Annotated in this window: 12 protein-coding genes; 6 read left to right on the plus strand and 6 right to left on the minus strand. The window is 65.2% G+C overall.

The features are described 5' to 3' along the window. Positions 1-23 precede the first annotated feature (23 nt). Together ACFPK0_RS05520 and tldD are read left to right on the plus strand one after the other, a co-directional pair. Positions 24-3,998, plus strand: coding sequence for a YhdP family protein (locus tag ACFPK0_RS05520; protein ID WP_377340269.1), 3,975 nt, complete (start codon positions 24-26; stop codon positions 3,996-3,998). A gap of 107 nt (positions 3,999-4,105) precedes the next feature. Then, the gene (gene tldD / locus ACFPK0_RS05525) at positions 4,106-5,545 is read left to right on the plus strand and encodes a metalloprotease TldD (RefSeq protein WP_377338945.1); all 1,440 of its coding nucleotides are present in this window, start codon (positions 4,106-4,108) and stop codon (positions 5,543-5,545) included. Here tldD and coaE read toward each other — a convergent pair. The 5 genes from coaE to miaB form a co-directional block, all read right to left on the minus strand. Next, on the minus strand, positions 5,542-6,150 hold the full coding sequence (coaE, locus tag ACFPK0_RS05530; RefSeq protein WP_377338948.1) for a dephospho-CoA kinase: 609 nt from the start codon (positions 6,148-6,150) through the stop codon (positions 5,542-5,544). The two genes, tldD and coaE, sit on opposite strands and share 4 nt — an antisense overlap. Continuing rightward, positions 6,147-7,004 carry a prepilin peptidase gene (locus tag ACFPK0_RS05535; protein WP_377338950.1) on the minus strand — a complete coding sequence of 286 codons (858 nt, stop codon included), beginning with the start codon at positions 7,002-7,004 and terminating at the stop codon, positions 6,147-6,149. The genes coaE and ACFPK0_RS05535 overlap by 4 nt, the downstream gene beginning before the upstream one ends. 115 nt (positions 7,005-7,119) lie before the next feature. Then, the gene (locus tag ACFPK0_RS05540) at positions 7,120-8,382 is read right to left on the minus strand and encodes a type II secretion system F family protein (RefSeq protein ID WP_377338952.1); all 1,263 of its coding nucleotides are present in this window, start codon (positions 8,380-8,382) and stop codon (positions 7,120-7,122) included. Positions 8,383-8,521: 139 nt separating this feature from the next. Continuing rightward, positions 8,522-10,249, minus strand: a complete 1,728-nt coding sequence (gene pilB / locus ACFPK0_RS05545) for a type IV-A pilus assembly ATPase PilB (RefSeq protein ID WP_377338954.1) — start codon at positions 10,247-10,249, stop codon at positions 8,522-8,524. 320 nt (positions 10,250-10,569) lie between these two features. Continuing rightward, positions 10,570-11,913 carry a tRNA (N6-isopentenyl adenosine(37)-C2)-methylthiotransferase MiaB gene (gene miaB / locus ACFPK0_RS05550; RefSeq protein WP_377338957.1) on the minus strand — a complete coding sequence of 448 codons (1,344 nt, stop codon included), beginning with the start codon at positions 11,911-11,913 and terminating at the stop codon, positions 10,570-10,572. A 187-nt stretch (positions 11,914-12,100) separates the two neighbouring features. Between miaB and ACFPK0_RS05555 the strand changes: the two genes are divergently transcribed. Beyond that, positions 12,101-13,255 carry a lytic transglycosylase domain-containing protein gene (locus ACFPK0_RS05555; RefSeq protein WP_056080598.1) on the plus strand — a complete coding sequence of 385 codons (1,155 nt, stop codon included), beginning with the start codon at positions 12,101-12,103 and terminating at the stop codon, positions 13,253-13,255. A 35-nt stretch (positions 13,256-13,290) separates the two neighbouring features. On the opposite strand, the gene ACFPK0_RS05560 is transcribed toward ACFPK0_RS05555, so the two are convergent. Then, positions 13,291-14,472 carry a S1C family serine protease gene (locus tag ACFPK0_RS05560; protein WP_056080595.1) on the minus strand — a complete coding sequence of 394 codons (1,182 nt, stop codon included), beginning with the start codon at positions 14,470-14,472 and terminating at the stop codon, positions 13,291-13,293. Between the two features lie 213 nt (positions 14,473-14,685). Between ACFPK0_RS05560 and petA the strand changes: the two genes are divergently transcribed. From petA to ACFPK0_RS05575, 3 genes are read left to right on the plus strand one after another with little or no spacing between them, the layout of a single operon-like run. Then, positions 14,686-15,291, plus strand: a complete 606-nt coding sequence (gene petA, locus ACFPK0_RS05565; RefSeq protein WP_056081086.1) for a ubiquinol-cytochrome c reductase iron-sulfur subunit — start codon at positions 14,686-14,688, stop codon at positions 15,289-15,291. Further along, entirely contained in the window at positions 15,291-16,592 is a 1,302-nt protein-coding gene (locus ACFPK0_RS05570) for a cytochrome b (protein ID WP_056080593.1), read from the plus strand. The genes petA and ACFPK0_RS05570 overlap by 1 nt, the downstream gene beginning before the upstream one ends. Positions 16,593-16,605: 13 nt before the next feature. Further along, complete coding sequence (locus tag ACFPK0_RS05575) at positions 16,606-17,346, plus strand: cytochrome c1 (protein ID WP_377340271.1); 741 nt, start codon at positions 16,606-16,608, stop codon at positions 17,344-17,346. Positions 17,347-17,362 lie beyond the last annotated feature (16 nt).

Raw genomic sequence — 17,362 nt, forward strand, 5'->3', positions numbered from 1 at the left:
GTCGGGATCCGTTGCGCGTGAACATGGAGTGGCGACGCCGTTGGCAGCGGGCCGCTCGTGGCCTGGGCTGGACGGCAGGCAGTCTGCTGATCGCCCTCGCATTGATGGTGGCGTTGGCGCAGCTGTTGCTGCCGCTGGTGGCCCATCACCCGGACTGGGTGGCCGCAAAGCTTTCGCAACGCCTGCAACGCCCCGTCAGCATCGAGGCGATGGAGGGCCATCGCACCCGTTCCGGCCCGTCGCTGGTGCTGCATGGCGTGACCATCGGCGTGCCGGTAGGCGAAAGCGGCAGCCCGTTGCACATTCCCTCGTCGAGTTTGAAGCTCGATTTCGGTGGCTGGCTTTGGCCGTCGCGGCATCTGTTCAACCTGCACGTGAGCGGGTTGCAACTCGATGTCCTGCACAGTCGTGATGGCCGCTGGCATCTCGATGGCATCGGTACGGATGCCACGGCGCAGCGGCAGCCGGTATCGCTGCGAGGCATGTCGCTCGATCTGTGGCTGAACGACGTGCGCGTCAATGTCACCGATGAAGCGCTCGACCGGCATTACACACTCACCTCCCGTCAGCTTCGGCTGAGCCGCCGCGGCGGAAACTTGCGGGTTGGTGGCGTGCTGCACCGGACCGGTGCGGCGGGATCACTGAGCGTGGTCGGGCGTTTCAGCGATGACGGCAGTGCGGGCAGGCTCTGGCTCGGCGCGGATCAGGTGGATCTCCAGGCGGCGCTGCAAGGCGTCGATATGGACGGCTATACGGCCAATCGTGGCCATGGTCGCTTGGGGGTTTGGGTTGATTGGCGCGACAAGCGCATCGTCGGCGCCACCGCGCGCCTCGATCTCAACGACGTGCAGATCACCGCGCCGAACCACGACAGCGCCAACGTGCCCGCCTTGCATGGCGTGGCCAGCCTGCGCCGGAACGATGACGGTTACGAACTGCGCTGGGCGGGCGACCAGGGCGGCGCGCTGGTGCTGGCGCTGCACCAGCCGGCGGATGGAAAGCGGTGGCTGGCCGTTGCCGCCCGCGATCTGCAACTGGCGCCACTGTTGCCCTGGCTGGCGCTGAAATCCGGGCTCCCGAACGGGGTGGCGCAATGGCTGGGCGATGGACGCCCCCATGGTGAATTGAGCCGGCTGGCGATGAACTGGAGTGAGGCGGCCGGGTTGCGGTCGATCGAGCTGGCGTTCAAGGACGTGGGCATCGACGCGGCCGGTGCATTGCCGGGCGTCAGCGGGTTGCGCGGCACCCTGCGCGGTGATGGCGAGGCGCTTTCGCTGGAACTGCCCGTGCAGGCGACCACGCTGACGTTCCCGCATCTTTTCCGCCAGCCACTCGCGTTGTCGAAACTTGGCGGCACGCTGGCGTTCTGGCCTGACGGTGCCGGCTGGCATCTCGGCGCCGATGCACTCGACATCGAAGGCGACGGTTTTTCCGGGCAGGTGCGTGGCCAGGTGCTGTTGCCCGCGAAAGGCGGCAAGCCGTTTGTCGACCTGTATGCCGCGGTGGATCATGCGGATGTCACGGCGACGCGCCTGTTCCTTCCGCCCTCGACATCGCCCCATGGAACCACCGCCTGGCTGGACACCGCACTGGCCGGCGGCACGCTCGACAGCGCGCAGGTCGTGCTGCACGGGAATCTGGCCGACTGGCCGTTTCGCCACAATGAAGGGCGGTTCGAGGCGCACGCGAACATCAGCGACCTGACGCTGGATTACGGCCACGACGAATGGCCGGTCGCCAAAGGCGTTGATGTGGTCGCCAGTTTTGTCAACAACGGCTTGCTGGCCGAAGCCAGCAGTGGCCAGTCGTTGGGCGTCAAGGTCGACAAGGCTGTCGCGGTGATACCCGACTACGGGCAAAGCCTGCTCGACCTCAACGTGAGCGGCCACGGCGCCGCCCGTGATCTGCTCACGTTCGCCCGGCAAAGCCCGGTGGCGCGTCGCGAGGCTGATGTACTGGCAAAAATGAAACTCGGCGGCAGCGCCACGTTCGATTTCCACCTGGTGTTGCCGCTGCATGACGTGCAGTCGGTGAGCCTTGACGGCAAGGCGCAGCTCAGTGCCGCCGATCTTGATGCGCCGGACTGGAACTTGGCGCTGGGCAAGCTTGCCGGCCCGCTGCGTTTCGACGCGCATGGCTTGCAGGTGGGGCCATTGAGCGGCGCGTTCCATGGCCAGCCCTCGACGCTGCAACTGGCGGTGGGTGCCGCCACCGGTGATCCATCGACCATGCTTTCGGCCAGCATGACAGGCCGCTACACGATGGCCGAACTGGTCAGCGATTACCCGACGCTGGATTGGCTGGGCAAGCTTGCCGACGGCCGCAGCGATTTCACGGTCGGTTTTTCCATTGCCGATTCGCGTGGCACGGCACCCGCCGCGCAGTCCTTGCGCATCGAGTCCAGCCTGGACGGCACCGCGCTCGATCTGCCAGCTCCGCTACGCAAACCCGCCAGTGGCAGCCTGCCGCTGCACGTGGCGCTGACGCTGCCGGTCGATGGCAGCGATGTGCAGCTGTCATTGGGGCAGGTGATGCGCGGGCATTTGCGTCTGCCGCAGGATGTACCGAACACGGGCAACCCGGGTGCGCGGAAGCCGCTGGCCGGCGCCCTGGCCTTTGGCAGCGAGATGCCCACCACCTTGCCCGCAAAAGACCTGCGTATCCTCGGTCACGCCGACACGCTGGATGTGACAGGCTGGGTCCAGCGCGCTGCGGCCGGCACGGGCGGCGATGGGCCGGGTCTGGAAAGCGTGGATGTAAGCACCGAACACGCCGAGTGGTTTGGCCAGCCGCTGGGTGCGATGCAGATCCGCGCCAATGTGCAGCCGGATGCGTTGAGCGTGGACGTGACGGGCGCGGCGATGGTCGGCAATTTCAGCATTCCGCGGCAGGAACTCGCCAAGCGCGGCATCACGGCGCGGTTGCAGCGCTTGTACTGGCCGAAGGAGACGAAGGAGTCGACTGAGCCGCACAAGCCGTCTGCCGCGCCCGCAGTGGCCGCCGCGCCACCGGCCGAGCCGACTCCCGCGTCCGCGGTGGAGGATCACCCGTCCGATACCGGCATCGCTCCCGCATCGGTACCGCCGCTGCATCTGTGGGTGAGTGATTTGCGCCTGGGTACGGCGCGCCTGGGCGAAGCGCGGCTGGAAAGCTGGCCGACGGCCGACGGCATGCACATCGATCAACTGCGTGCGCTGTCCAGTCGCGTGCAGATCACCGGCAGTGGCGACTGGAATGGCACGGCCAGCGACAGTCATACTCATATGCGCATCGAATTCGCCGCGGAAAACCTCGGCAGCATGCTGACCGCGCTGGGCTACACCGGTCTGTTCGAAGGCGGCAAGACGCATGACGAGCTGGATGCCAGCTGGCCCGGGTCGCCCTCGGCGCTGGCGCTGGCCAACATGCGCGGCACCTTGAAAGTGAACGTCAGCGACGGCCGCATTCCGGAGGTTCCACCCGGCATGGGCCGGTTGTTCGGTCTGGTGTCGATGGCCGAACTGCCGCGTCGGCTGACCCTGGATTTCGGCGACGTGTTCGGCAAGGGCCTCGCATTCGACGCGATCACCGGCGACTTCACCCTGGCCGACGGCAATGCCACCACCGACAACCTGGTGATTCAGGGGCCGGCGGCCCGGATCAGCATTTCCGGCCGCACCGGCCTGCGCAGCCGCGATTACGACCAGCAGGTGACCGTGGTACCGCATGTGGGCAACAGCTTGCCGATCGTGGGAGCCGTAGTGGCAGGACCCATCGGTGCGGCGGCGGGGATCGCCATGCAGGGTCTGCTCGGCAAGGGCCTCAACCGCGCCGCAGGCGCCCGGTATCACGTCAGCGGCAGCTGGGACAAACCGGTGATGACGCTGATCGAGAAACACGATGTGCCCACGCCCGCGACGACCGCGCCGGTTCTGGCGCCGCCGTATCGCGACGCGGGGGAGCCGCCGGCGGCCGGTACGACCTTGCTGCCGGCGCCAGCCAGTTCTGCCGCGCATTGAGGCCCGCGACGGCAACGTTGGGGCAGCGATCCCCGCCGGTTCCCTTTAAACGGTGCGCTCCGACCCTCATCTGACAAGACTCCCCCGCATTGAATGGCTGAGATTTGATGGATTCCCTGATTGCCCAGGCCGAGCGCCGGTTGTTGACGCCCGGCGGCCTTGCCGCCACCGATCTCGATCGCGTTTTCTCGCAATTGATGGGGCCGTCGATCGACGCCGCCGACCTGTATTTCCAGCACTCGCGCAGCGAGTCGTGGCTGCTGGAGGAGGGCATCGTCAAGGACGGCAGTCATTCGATCGAGCAGGGCGTGGGCGTGCGTGCCATCTCCGGTGAAAAGACCGGCTTCGCCTATTCCGACGAGATCGTGATGCCGCAGCTGTTGCAGGCATCGAAAGCGGCCCGCGCCATTGCCAATGACGGCAACGGGGCCGGCAAGCCGCTGGCGCTGAACGGCGCGCGTCAGCTGTATCCGGCCATCGATCCGGTCGACAGCCTGCCCAACCCCGACAAGATCGCGTTGCTGCGCGAGGTCGATGCGTATGCGCGTTCGCGCGACCCGCGCATCAAGCAGGTGATCGTCAGCCTTGCCGCCACCGTCGACACCATCCTGATCGCCGCCTCCGACGGCACCCTGGCGGCTGACGTGCGGCCGCTGGTGCGCATGAGCGTGCAGGTGATCGCGGAGCAGAACGGCCGGCGCGAGCAGGGTCATTCCGGCGGTGGTGGTCGCCACAGTTATCGCGAGCTGATGGAGAACGGCCGCGCCCTGGGTTTCGCCGATGAGGCCGTACGCCAGGCGCTGGTGAACCTGGAGGCGGTCGACGCCCCGGCCGGCAGCATGACGGTCGTGCTGGGCCCGGGCTGGCCTGGCGTACTGCTGCACGAGGCGATCGGGCACGGGCTGGAAGGCGATTTCAACCGCAAGGGCAGCTCCGCCTTCGCCGGCCGCATCGGTGATCGCGTGGCCGCCGCTGGCGTTACCGTGGTCGATGACGGCACGCTTGCCAATCGCCGCGGTTCGCTCAGCATCGATGACGAAGGCACGCCGAGCGAGTGCACCACGCTGATCGAGAACGGCATCCTCAAGGGCTACATGCAGGACAAGCTCAACGCCGGGCTGATGGGCGTCAAATCCACCGGCAACGGTCGCCGCGAATCGTTCACCGCGCTGCCGATGCCGCGCATGACCAACACCTACATGCTGGCCGGCCAGCACGACCCGCAGGAAATCATCCGCTCGGTGAAACGTGGCTTGTACGCACCCAATTTCGGTGGCGGGCAGGTGGACATCACCAACGGCAAGTTCGTGTTTTCCGCCAGCGAGGCCTACCTGATCGAGGACGGCCGCATCACCCGCCCGGTGAAGGGCGCCACCTTGATCGGCTCCGGCCCGGAAGTGCTCAACCGCGTTTCGATGATCGGCAACGACCTGAAGCTGGATGAAGGCGTGGGCGTGTGCGGCAAGGACGGCCAGAGCGTGCCCGTGGGCGTGGGCCAGCCGACCCTGAAGATCGACAACATGACGGTGGGCGGTACCGCTTCCTAACGCGCTTGCGCCAGATAGCGCTGGTGCAGTGCCATGACGGCATCGTCCAGCGCTGCTTCGTCGCCGCTGTTGTCGATCACGTCGTCGGCCACGGCCAGGCGTTCGGTGCGACTCGCCTGGCGGTCCAGCATGCGCTGCGCCAGCGCCGCGTCGATGCCGTCGCGCTCGACCAGCCGCGTTATCTGCGTCGCTGGCGGCGCATCCACCAGCAGCACCCGATCCACCCAGCGGTAGGCGTCCATGTTCTCCACCAGCAACGGGATCGCCAGCAGGCAATAGGGATCGTGCTGCGCCATCGCGCGATCGTGCATCCACTCGCGCACGCGCGGGTGGATGATCTGTTCCAGCTTGCGTCGGGCGCCGTCATCGGCAAACACGTGGCGGCGCATCGCGGGGCGGTCCAGCCGGCCGTCCTGGTCCAGCACGTCTGGGCCAAAGGCCTGCACCACCGCCCGCAGTCCGGGCGTGCCAGGCTCGATCACTTCGCGGGCAGCCACGTCGGCGTCGTGCACGGGCACACCCAGCGCCTGGAACCGGCGCGTCACCGCGCTCTTGCCGGAGGCAATGCCGCCGGTCACGGCGACGACGAAGGGCCGCGTGTTCATCGCAGGCCGGTGAACTGCATGTAGCCCTGCAACAGGCCATCACCGGCCACCAGCCAGACCCAGCCGGCCGCTGCGATGAAGGGCCCGAACGGCATCGGCAACTCCCGTTGGTGTCGGCGCAGGGCAATCAGCGTGCCGCCGATCAGCGCACCGATCAGCGACGACAACAGGATGATCGGCAGCAACGACACCGGCCCCATCCACGCGCCCAATGCGGCCAGCAATTTGAAATCGCCGTAACCCATGCCTTCCTTGCCGGTGAGCAGCTTGAACAGCCAGTACACGCTCCACAGGCTCAGGTAGCCGGCGGCGGCGCCGATGATCGCCGAGGGTGCCGCCACGAACGTCGGCAGCAGCGACAGCAGCAAGCCCAGCCACAGCAACGGAAAGGTCAGTTGGTCGGGCAGCAGTTGGGTGCGGAAGTCGATCCCGGCCAGCGCAATCAACGTCCAGGTAAACACCAGCCCGGCCAGCGCCACCCAGGTCGGCCCGAACTTCCACACGATCACGGCGCTCAGGACGCCGCTGAGCAGTTCCACCAGCGGGTACTGGATCGAGATGGCCGCGTTGCAATAGCGGCAGCGCCCACGCAGCAGCAGCCAGCTGAGCAGCGGGATGTTGTCGCCAGCTGCCAGGCGGTGCTTGCAGTGCGGGCAATGCGACGGTTCGCGCACGATGCCGGGCGGCAGTGGCGTGGCGTCGGCCTCCAGCTCCAGCACGTCGCGGGCTTCCTGTCGCCACCCCGCCGCCATCCGTTCGGGCAGGCGCAGGATCACCACGTTGAGGAAACTGCCGACCAGCAGGCCCAGCACGCCGGCGAGGGTGATCCACAGGGCAAAGGGAAGATCGGGCATGCGTCGGCCTTGTGTGTGAGCCTGTGAACGAAGCTCTTAGGTTACGGTGCTTCGTCCCGTAACGGAAACGGCGGGCCATGCCCGCCGTTTCGTGTCGTGTCGTGGTTGTCGAGGCTTAGAACGTGCCGGCAAGCTTGAAGATAGGCAGGTACAACGCGACCACCATGCCGCCGACCAAGGTGCCGAGCACCACCATGATGATGGGCTCGAGTAGGGTCGACAGCGTATCGACTGCATTGCTGACTTCTTCCTCGTAGAACTCCGCCACCTTGAACAACATGTTGTCCAGCGCGCCGGATTCTTCGCCGATGGCGGTCATCTGCACCACCATGTTGGGGAACAGACCGGTCTGCTTCATCGCCAGTTGCAGCTGATGGCCGACCGCGATGTCCTCGCGCATCTGGTGCACCGCGTCGCCGTAAACCACGCTGCCGGTGGCGCCGGCCACTGCATCCAGCGCATCGACCAGCGGCACGCCGGCGCGGAAGGTGACGCCCAGCGTGCGGGCGAAGCGGGCGATGGCGGAGTTGCGCACGATATTGCCCATCACCGGCATCTTGAGCGCCATGCGGTCCAGGAAATGGGCGAACTTCACCGAGCGTTTCTTGGCCACCACCAGGGCGACGATGCCGCCGCCGATGATGCCGATCACCACCCACCAATAGCTCTGCATGAACTCCGACGCGGTCACCAGCAACTGCGTGGGCGCCGGCAACTGGGCACCGGCATCCTGGAAGGTCTTGGCGAACACCGGCACCACGAACAGCAGCATGATCAGGCAGACCATGAACACCACCGCCAGCACCATCATCGGGTAGAACAGCGCTTTCTTGATCTTCTTCTTGATCGCTTCCATGCGCTCTTTGTAGGTGGCCACGGTGTCCAGTACCGTGTCCAGCACACCGGAGGCTTCACCCGCGCGAACCAGGTTGCAGTACAGCTCGTCGAATTGCACCGGATAGCGGTGCAGCGCTTCGTGCAGGGCCGAGCCACCTTCGATGTTCTGCTTCACATCCAGCAGGATGTTCTTGAAGCGGACGTTTTTCTGGCCGTCGGCAATGATGTCGAACGACTGCACGATGGGTACGCCGGACGCCATCATGGTGGCGATCTGGCGGCTGAAAACCGCGACGTCGAGCGGCTTGACTGGCTTGCCGGACGAACCGAACAGCGGCTTGGCGCGTTCGCGCACGGTCTGCGGATTCATCCCCTGGCGGCGCAGTTCGGCTTTTACCAGCGAGGCGTTCTTCGCCGGCATGTCGCCTTTCATTCGTTTGCCGCGCTTGTCCAGCGCCACCCACTCGTAGGTGGTCAGCCTGCTGACTTCGGCGCGTTGGGCGCCGAGCGTGCGCGTCTTGCTTGCGGTAGCCGTGGCCATGCGCATTTTCCCCCAATGATCCAATCCAGACTTGCCGCAGGCGGCAGGCAAGGTCAGTACAGCTTATGCCAATTTCCAGCCCCCAAACCGTGGCGCGCAACGCAACTCCAGCCAACGGTTTTTCCAACAAATGTCTTGCTCAGTCCTTGGTGACGCGGTCGATCTCGGTCAGGCTGGTCAACCCGTTTTTCACCTTGAGCAGCGCCGACGCACGCAAATCATTGATGCCTTGCGCCTTCGCCACCTCGGAAATCTGCAGGGCGTTGCCGCCTTGCAGGATGATCTTCTGGATTTCCTCCAGCATCGGCATCACCTGGTAGATGCCCACGCGGCCCTTGTAGCCATCATTGCACCCCGAGCAGCCGACCGCTTCGTACACGGTCATGCCCGCGTCGATGTCGGCTTGGGTGAAGCCCGCCGCCAGCAGCACGTTCGGCGGCAGGCTTTGCGGCTTCTTGCAGTCGTGAAGGCGCCGGGCCAGGCGCTGGGCGATGATCAGGGTGACCGACGAGGTGATGTTGTACGGCGCGATGCCCATGTTCATCAATCGGGCGATGGTCTGTGCCGCGTCGTTGGTGTGCAGCGTGGACAGCACCATGTGGCCGGTCTGCGCCGCCTTGATCGCGATTTCCGCGGTTTCCAGGTCGCGGATTTCGCCGACCATGATCACGTCCGGATCCTGGCGCAGGAACGATCGCAGCGCGCTGGCGAACGTCATGCCGCGCTTGGCGTTCTGCTGCACCTGGTTGATGCCCTCGACGCGGATTTCCACCGGGTCTTCCACCGTCGAGATGTTGCGCTCGGCGGTATTGAGCATGTTCAGGCCGGTATACAGCGACACGGTCTTGCCCGAGCCGGTGGGGCCGGTGACCAGCACCATGCCGTAGGGCTTGTGGATGGCGTCGATGTAGAGCTTCTGCTGGTCGGGCTCGTAGCCCAGCTTTTCAATGCCGACCTTCGCCGACGAGCCATCGAGGATACGCAGCACGATCTTTTCGCCGAACAGCGTCGGCAGCGTGCTGACGCGGAAATCGACCGCGCGGGTCTTGGACAGGTTGAGCTTGATGCGGCCATCCTGCGGCACGCGCTTCTCGGCGATGTCCAGTTGCGACATCACCTTCAGGCGGGAGGAGATGCGGTTGGCTAGTTTCATCGGCGGGCTGGCCACGGCGCGCAACATGCCATCCATGCGCAGGCGTACCCGGTACTGCGTTTCGAACGGCTCGAAATGGATGTCCGACGCGCCGCGGCGGATCGCGTCGAGCAGGATCTTGTTGACGAATTTCACCACCGGCGCGTCGTCGTTGGCGTTCGCGTCGACGCCGGTGCCGGCGGCCTCGCTCTCGTCATCGCCGATCTCCAGCTCCAGCCCGTCCAGCTCGCTGCCGCCGATATCCGGCATGGTGTCGCGCATGCTGTTGAGCAAGGTCTCGATCGTGCGCTGCAGCGTGGCACGCTCGACCAGGATCGGTTCGACATTGCAGTTGGAGTTGAACTTGATCTCGTCCAGCGCGCGCGACTGCATGGGATCGGCAATGCCGACGAACAGGCGCTTGCCACGGCGAAACAGGGGCAGGGCCTGATGCTTGCTGATCAGCGCTTCACTGATCAGATCCATTGGCATGGTGGTCGGATTGAGCGCCGAGACATCCATCATCGGCATGCCGAATTCGGCTGACGCGATCTGCGTCATGCGCGCGCTGTCGACCAGGCCATGGTCCAGCAGCCAGACCGTCAGCGTGGTTTTATGCGCGGCGCTGTCGGACATCGCCTTGCGCACATCCGTCTCCGGCAGTACGCCTTCGGATACCAGGCGGCGCGCCATGCCGGATAAACCCGCGAGCGTTGCTTGCACTTCAGAAGACATAACCGTATTTCTACCCCATCCCCGTATGTTGTTGAATCTACCGCAGTCTGCGCGGAAGGTCATCCATTGTTTGCAGGGCCATTTGTGACCGCCGGCGAGGTTCGGAGAGGCCGTGCCCCCTTTTCGTGGAGCGTCGTGCGCGCCGCTGTGCCGGAGCCCGTTTTCCGCGGTCGGCAGAACCCTACCCATCGGCAAAGGCAGGTATGGTGCGGCAGCAGCCGAAATCCGAGCCGATGGCGAACTTTGATCTGCCCCGGGCGGTGGCCGGCGATTGGTTACCCGGGGGGATCGCCCGGCCGCCGTTCGGCCGGGCGACAGAGTCAGGCGGCGACGTCGTCGGTCAGCTTCACGCGTCCGCGCAGCGAATTGGCCATCGCCTCGGTGATCTCCACGTCGACGAACTGGCCGATCAGGCGCGGGTGGCCGGCGAAGTTCACGAAGCGCATGTTCTCGGTGCGGCCGGTCAGCTCGGAGGCGTCGCGGGTGCTGGGTTTTTCCACCAGCACGCGCTGCACGCTGCCGATCATCGCCTGGCTGATCCGTTTCGCATTGGCGTTGATCGCGGCCTGGAGCCGGCTCAGCCGGGCGTGCTTTTCCTCGGCCGGCGTGTCGTCGGCCAGCCCCGCCGCCGGTGTGCCCGGGCGCGAGGAGAAGATGAAGGAGAAACTCTGGTCGAAGCCGACGTCCTCGATCAGTTTCATCGTCTTCTCGAAATCCGCCTCGGTCTCGCCGGGGAAGCCCACGATGAAGTCGGATGACACGCAGATATCCGGCCGCACCGCGCGCAGCTTGCGGATCTTCTGCTTGAATTCCAGCGCCGTGTAGCCGCGCTTCATGGCGCTGAGGATGCGGTCGGAGCCGGCCTGCACCGGCAGGTGCAGGTAGTTGGCCAGCTGCGGCACGTTGGCGTAGGCCTCGATCAGCGAGTCGGAGAACTCCAGCGGATGCGAGGTGGTGAAGCGGATGCGGCCGATGCCGTCGATCTGGGCGATGGCGTGGATCAGCACGGCCAGGTCAGCGGTGCCGCCGTCGAAGGTGGGTCCGCGGTAGGCGTTGACGTTCTGGCCCAGCAGGTTGACCTCGCGCACGCCCTGGGCGGCCAGCTTGGCGACTTCGACGATCACGTCGTCGAACGGGCGGCTCAGTTCCTCGCCGCGGGTGTACGGCACCACGCAGTAGCTGCAGTACTTCGAGCAACCTTCCATGATCGACACGAACGCGGTGGGGCCTTCGGCGCGCGGCTCGGGCAGGCAGTCGAACTTCTCGATCTCCGGAAAGCTGATGTCGACCTGCGGCAGGCCGCTGGCGCGCTGCTGCTCGATCAGCTGGGGCAGGCGATGCAGGGTCTGAGGGCCGAACACCAGGTCCACGTACGGCGCGCGCTTGACGATCGCCGCGCCTTCCTGCGAGGCCACGCAACCGCCGACGCCGATCAGCACCGGCTTGCCGTCCTTCTTGTGCTGCTTCCAGCGGCCGAGCTGGCTGAAGACTTTTTCCTGCGCCTTCTCACGGATCGAGCAGGTGTTGATCAGGATCACGTCCGCCTCGGACTCGTCCAGCGTCAGCTCCATGCCGTGCGACTCCCGCAGCACGTCGGCCATCTTGGCCGAGTCGTACTCGTTCATCTGGCAGCCGTGGGTCTTGATGAAGAGTTTGCCGCTCATGGCGTGGGTACCGTGGTTGGTGAGGCGTAATGCACTGAACCGCGCATTTTACCCCTGCACGACTGGCCCCGCCAATCGATGCTTCGCGGATCAAACACTTGCGTCAACTGGCCGCGGGCCGCTGCGGTTCCGCAAAAGTGAGACATTGCACTTGGCGTCGACGTTGCGTTGGCGCCACACTCTGCGCATGTTCGATACCGCACGCCACGGGGGAAGCGTCGGTCGGTTCGCCGGGGGCTTCTCCTTGATCACGTTGCCGCGCCGGCTCGCGCTGGCCGGCGCATTGCTGTGCGGCGCCTTCTGGCTGCCGGGTGCTTCAGCGGGTGCGTTGTACCGCTGCACGGGCAGCGGTGGGGAAGCGGTGTTCAGCAGCAGCACGGTGGGCTACCACGGCTGCAAGCGGATCAGCACGTTCGGTGCCTCGCCATCGCGCAAGGTGCCGGTGCCGCGGGCATCGCTGGCGCGGGCGAACGGCGACGTGACGACCTCGGCGCGCAGCCTGGCAGCGGATGGCATCAAGCCGGTGTCGCTGGCCAACGTGCAAGGGAGCGTGCAGACCAGCGCCACGGCGGTGGGCGCGGCCTCGGTACGGCGCGCTTCGTTGGCCCAGGTGGAGGCAAGCGCAAGCACCACCGGCAAGGGCGCGCACCCGGCACCCGTCGCCGCCCCCGCCAAGCCAGGGCAATGGAGTTATCGCGAATCGCATGATGCCGAAGCGGCGCCAGCCACGGCGATCGCCCCGTCGACCAAGGTGTTGCGCGGAGCGGTTTACCGTGTCGTGGGCCACGACGGCACCGTTGAATACACCAACCTGCCGCCGCGCGGCCGCAAGGCGGCGACCCTGCTTTTCAGCTACATCGCCACCTGTGCTGCCTGCGATCTGCATTCCACCATTCGCTGGGGGCGGGTGGCGCTCAACCTCACTGCCTACAACGACACTATCCGTGCCGCCAGTCTTGAATATGGCGTCGACGAGGCGTTTCTGCGCGCGATCATCCATGCCGAAAGCGCGTTCAATCCTCGTGCGCTTTCGATCAAGGGCGCGCAGGGGCTGATGCAATTGATGCCGGGCACTGCCAGCGACATGGGGGTGCTGGATGCCTTCGATGCCGACCAGAACATCCGCGGCGGCGCGCGTTACCTGGGTTTGCTGCTGCAGAATTTCCACGGCAACGAACGCTTGGCGGCGGCGGCCTACAACGCAGGCCGGGGCGCCGTGCAACGCTACAACGGCGTGCCGCCGTATGCGGAAACCAAGGTGTATGTAGAGCGTGTCGGTACGCTGCGGCAGCGTTATGGCGCAGCGATCCATCCGCCGCTGGCGGCCAGCGGGCCGGGCTGACCGGGCCGGGTGAACTGGGCCAGGCGGGATTCCGCTCAGTCGTCCGAGGTGGTGCTGGTGGCCATGGGCGGACGTTTGGCGACCGTCAGTTCCGAATGGAAGGGAGCGCCGTTGCGCAGGCCGGAAACCGTGACCTTGCTGCCCGGTTCCAACGCTGCCTCGTGTCGTCGCAGATCGGCTGGATCGAGAATGTCGTCCTTGCCTATTTTCAGCAGGATGTCGTGTGGCTGCAGGCCGGCGAGGGCTGCCGGGCTACCCGGATAGACGTCCGTTACCTGGGCGCCACGCGCCGCCGCCGGCAGGCCGCTGTTGGCGGCCACCGGCACGAAGGCGTAATCCGCGCCCAGCCAGCCGCGCACCACGTGCCCGGTGGCGATGATCTGGTCGAGGACCTTCATGGCGGTGTTGACCGGGATGGCGAAACCGATGCCCTCGGCCCCGGCCGCCTTGCCGATCAACAGCGTATTGATGCCGACCAGCAGGCCGCGGGCGTTGATCAGCGCGCCGCCGGAATTGCCGAGGTTGATGGCCGCGTCGGTCTGGATGAAATCCTCGGCGCTGGAGCTGTTCAACTGGCGCCCGATCGCGCTGACGATGCCCATCGTCACGGTCTGGTTGAGGCCCAGCGGGTTGCCGATCGCCAGCACTACGTCGCCTGCGCGCAGTGGTTGCTGATCGGCGATGTGGATGGAGGGCAGGTTGCTGGCGTCGATCTTCAATACCGCCAGGTCGGTTTCCTCGTCGGCGCCCACCAGCGTCGCCTTGGCGATGCGGCCGTCGTAGAGCAGCACCTGGATATCGGCGGCGTGCGCGATGACGTGGTTGTTGGTCAGTACGTAATCCTGGCCCTGCGCGTTGACGATCACGCCCGACCCAAGAGTCTGTTCCCGCCTCTGGTATGTGGTCGGCTGCCCGCCGAGCAGTTGCTGCAGCAGCGGATCGTTGTACATCCGGAAGGCCTGGCCGGTGACGATCTTGTTGGCGTAGATATTCACCACGGAAGGTTCGGCGGCGGCCACCGCGTCGGCATACGACAACGGGCTGCCAGCCGGCGCACTGGCCGGCTCGGTACGTGCTGGCGGCGTGGTAGTTACCCCGAATCGACTGCGCAGGCGATCACCGCTGCCGGGCCACAACAGGGTGATCACGAAGGCGATCGCCAGCCCGAGAATCACGAATCGGGCAATGAAGGCGAGCGTGCCGGCGGCATGTTTCATATCGAGGGGGATACTCGGCAAGTCGGGAGCTGGGGCCGCGGCGCGTCGCCATCGCCGGGTAGGTGTTTTATTGTACGGGGCCGGCCCTGACGCTACACTAACGCGATTTTTGCGGGCACTGGTTCTGCCAGTTTCGGCGAAGCAGCTTGATGGGCTTCGACGATCGGCATGCCCAAACCCATCACGATGATATTGCAAGTACCGGAGAGCCTGATGGCGAACGAAGTCGTCGATCACGGCCGCCGCCGTTTCCTTACAGCAACCACTGCGGTGGTTGGTGGGGTGGGAATCGTTGCGGCGGCTGTGCCCTTCATCAAGTCGTGGGAACCCAGCGCGCGAGCCCGGGCCGCCGGTGCTCCGGTAACGCAGTCCCTGGCCAAGATCGAGAGCGGCCAGATGCTGACCGTGTCGTGGCGCAGCCTGCCGGTGTTCGTGTTGAATCGCAGCAAGGCGCAACTGGCCACGTTGCCGATGGTCGACTCACGGCTGGTGGACCCCAAGTCCGACGGCGCCTCGGCCGACCAGCAGCCGAAGTACGCACAGAACGAAGCGCGCTCGATCAAGCCGGAATGGCTGGTGGTGATCGGCATCTGCACGCATCTGGGCTGCGTCCCCGATTTCGTGCCGGAGATCAAGCCCGAGCCGTTCGATCCGGAATGGAAAGGCGGTTTCTACTGCCCCTGCCACAAGTCGCGCTACGACCTGGCCGGCCGTGTGTTCCAGGGCGTACCGGCGCCGAAGAATCTGCCGGTGCCGCCGTATCACTTTGTTGACGACAACACCATCCAGATTGGCGTGGATCCGAAGGAGGCTGTCTGATGGCCAACGTATTCACGAGCATCGGTGACTGGGTCAACGAACGCGCACCCGGCATGGCGCCGATGTACCGCGCGCACATGACCGAGTACTACGCGCCGAAGAACTTCAATCTCTGGTACTACTTCGGTTCGCTGGCGCTGCTGGTCCTGATCAACCAGATCGTCACCGGCATCTTCCTCACCATGAACTACAACCCGAGTGCGGCGGGAGCCTTCAACTCGGTCGAGTACATCATGCGTGACGTGGAGTGGGGTTGGCTGATCCGCTACATGCACTCCACCGGCGCCTCGCTGTTCTTCGTGGTGGTGTTCCTGCACATGTTCCGCGGCATCATGTACGGCTCGTACAAGAAGCCACGCGAGCTGGTGTGGCTGCTCGGCATGCTGATCTTCCTGGTGCTGATGGCGGAAGCCTTCATGGGCTACGTGCTGCCGTGGGGCAACATGTCGTTCTGGGGCGCCAAGGTGATCATCTCGCTGTTCGGCACCATCCCCTACATCGGCGACACGCTGGTGGAGTGGATCATGGGCGACTTCCTGCCCGCCGACGCCACCTTGAACCGCTTCTTCGCACTGCACGTGATCGCGTTGCCGATCGTGCTGCTGCTGCTGGTGGTGTTGCACATCGCCGCGCTGCACGAAGTGGGCTCCAACAACCCCGACGGCGTGGAAATCAAGAAGGGTCCCAAGGGCAACCGCTGGGATGCGCTGAAGCCGGCCGACGGCATTCCGTTCCATCCGTACTACACGGTGAAGGACCTGGTCGGCGTGGGCTTCTTCCTGATGATCGCCGCGTTCATCATCTTCTTCGCGCCGACGTTTGGCGGCTGGTTCCTGGAGCATGACAACTTCATCCCGGCGAACAACCTGGCGACTCCGTCGCACATCAAGCCGGTGTGGTATTTCACCCCGTTCTACGCGATCGTGCGCATGATCCCGTCCTTCCTCGGCTCGGCCGTGTGGGGCGTGCTGGCGATGTTCGGCGCCATCGCGGTGCTGTTCGCGCTGCCCTGGTTCGATCGGGGCAAGGTGAAGTCGATCCGTTACCGCGGCACCGGTTTCAAGGTGGGCCTGGGCTTGTTCGTGCTGTCGTTCTTCGCGCTGGGCGCGGTCGGTGCGGGCATTACCGCCGAGGTGATCCCGGTCTGGTTCGGCGATGTCGACGTGACGTTCTGGGAGAACCTGTTCGGCCGCGTGATGACGCTCGTCTACTTCGGCTTCTTCGCCTTCCTTTGGGCTTACACATATTTCGGCTGGGAAAAGACCAAGCCGGTTCCGGAACGGGTGACCACGCATGACTAAGCGGCAGCTGCTAATGAAGCGATACATCTTCCCGGTGGCGTTGGCGCTGAGTCTGCTCGTCGGCAGCATGTCGGTGCAGGCGTCCGAAGAGGGCGGTTTGCCGGCGGCTGGCACCAACGTGCACGACCAGGCGTCGCTGCAGCGCGGAGCCAAGCTGTACTTCAACTATTGCGTGGGTTGCCACTCGTTGAAGTACATGCGTTACGAGCGGATTGCGGCCGATCTGGGCCTGTCCGAACAGGAAGTGATGCAGAACCTCAACTTCACCGGTGCCAAGTTCGGTGAACCGGTGATCTCGCACATGCCCGAGGCCTCGGCCGCAGCGTGGTTCGGCAAGGCACCGCCGGATCTGTCGCTGGAAGTGCGCGCCAAGGGCGCTGATTGGGTCAACGCCTACCTCAACTCGTTCTACCTGGATCCGAGCCGTCCGGTGGGCTGGAACAACACCGTGTTCCCGAACGCCTCGATGCCGTTCCCGCTGTGGGAGCTGCAGGGTCTGCAGACGGCGGAAATGAAGCCGGCCAAGCCCGGTGAAGATGCGCAGGTGGAGAAGCTGGTGCTGTCGCACCCGGGCAAACTGACCCCGGCGCAGTTCCAGCAGGCTACCCGCGATCTGACCAGCTTCCTGGAATACGCGTCCGAACCGGCCGCGCTCGAACGCCATGCCTATGGTGTCTGGGTGCTGCTGTTCCTGGCCTTCTTTACCTTGCTGGCATACATGCTGAAGAAGGAATACTGGAAAGACGTCCACTGAAACGGGTGAGATAACC

Origin of the sequence: Rhodanobacter ginsenosidimutans, assembly GCF_042655685.1 — a bacterium.
Lineage (GTDB): Bacteria > Pseudomonadota > Gammaproteobacteria > Xanthomonadales > Rhodanobacteraceae > Rhodanobacter > Rhodanobacter ginsenosidimutans.

Coding starts and splice junctions, on each gene's coding strand:
- ACFPK0_RS05520 (WP_377340269.1), top strand. CDS start 24: ATGGAGTGGCGACGCCGTTGGCAGCGGGCCGCTCGTGGCCTGGGCTGG.
- tldD (WP_377338945.1), top strand. CDS start 4,106: ATGGATTCCCTGATTGCCCAGGCCGAGCGCCGGTTGTTGACGCCCGGC.
- coaE (WP_377338948.1), bottom strand. CDS start 6,150: ATGAACACGCGGCCCTTCGTCGTCGCCGTGACCGGCGGCATTGCCTCC.
- ACFPK0_RS05535 (WP_377338950.1), bottom strand. CDS start 7,004: ATGCCCGATCTTCCCTTTGCCCTGTGGATCACCCTCGCCGGCGTGCTG.
- ACFPK0_RS05540 (WP_377338952.1), bottom strand. CDS start 8,382: ATGGCCACGGCTACCGCAAGCAAGACGCGCACGCTCGGCGCCCAACGC.
- pilB (WP_377338954.1), bottom strand. CDS start 10,249: ATGTCTTCTGAAGTGCAAGCAACGCTCGCGGGTTTATCCGGCATGGCG.
- miaB (WP_377338957.1), bottom strand. CDS start 11,913: ATGAGCGGCAAACTCTTCATCAAGACCCACGGCTGCCAGATGAACGAG.
- ACFPK0_RS05555 (WP_056080598.1), top strand. CDS start 12,101: ATGTTCGATACCGCACGCCACGGGGGAAGCGTCGGTCGGTTCGCCGGG.
- ACFPK0_RS05560 (WP_056080595.1), bottom strand. CDS start 14,472: ATGAAACATGCCGCCGGCACGCTCGCCTTCATTGCCCGATTCGTGATT.
- petA (WP_056081086.1), top strand. CDS start 14,686: ATGGCGAACGAAGTCGTCGATCACGGCCGCCGCCGTTTCCTTACAGCA.
- ACFPK0_RS05570 (WP_056080593.1), top strand. CDS start 15,291: ATGGCCAACGTATTCACGAGCATCGGTGACTGGGTCAACGAACGCGCA.
- ACFPK0_RS05575 (WP_377340271.1), top strand. CDS start 16,606: ATGAAGCGATACATCTTCCCGGTGGCGTTGGCGCTGAGTCTGCTCGTC.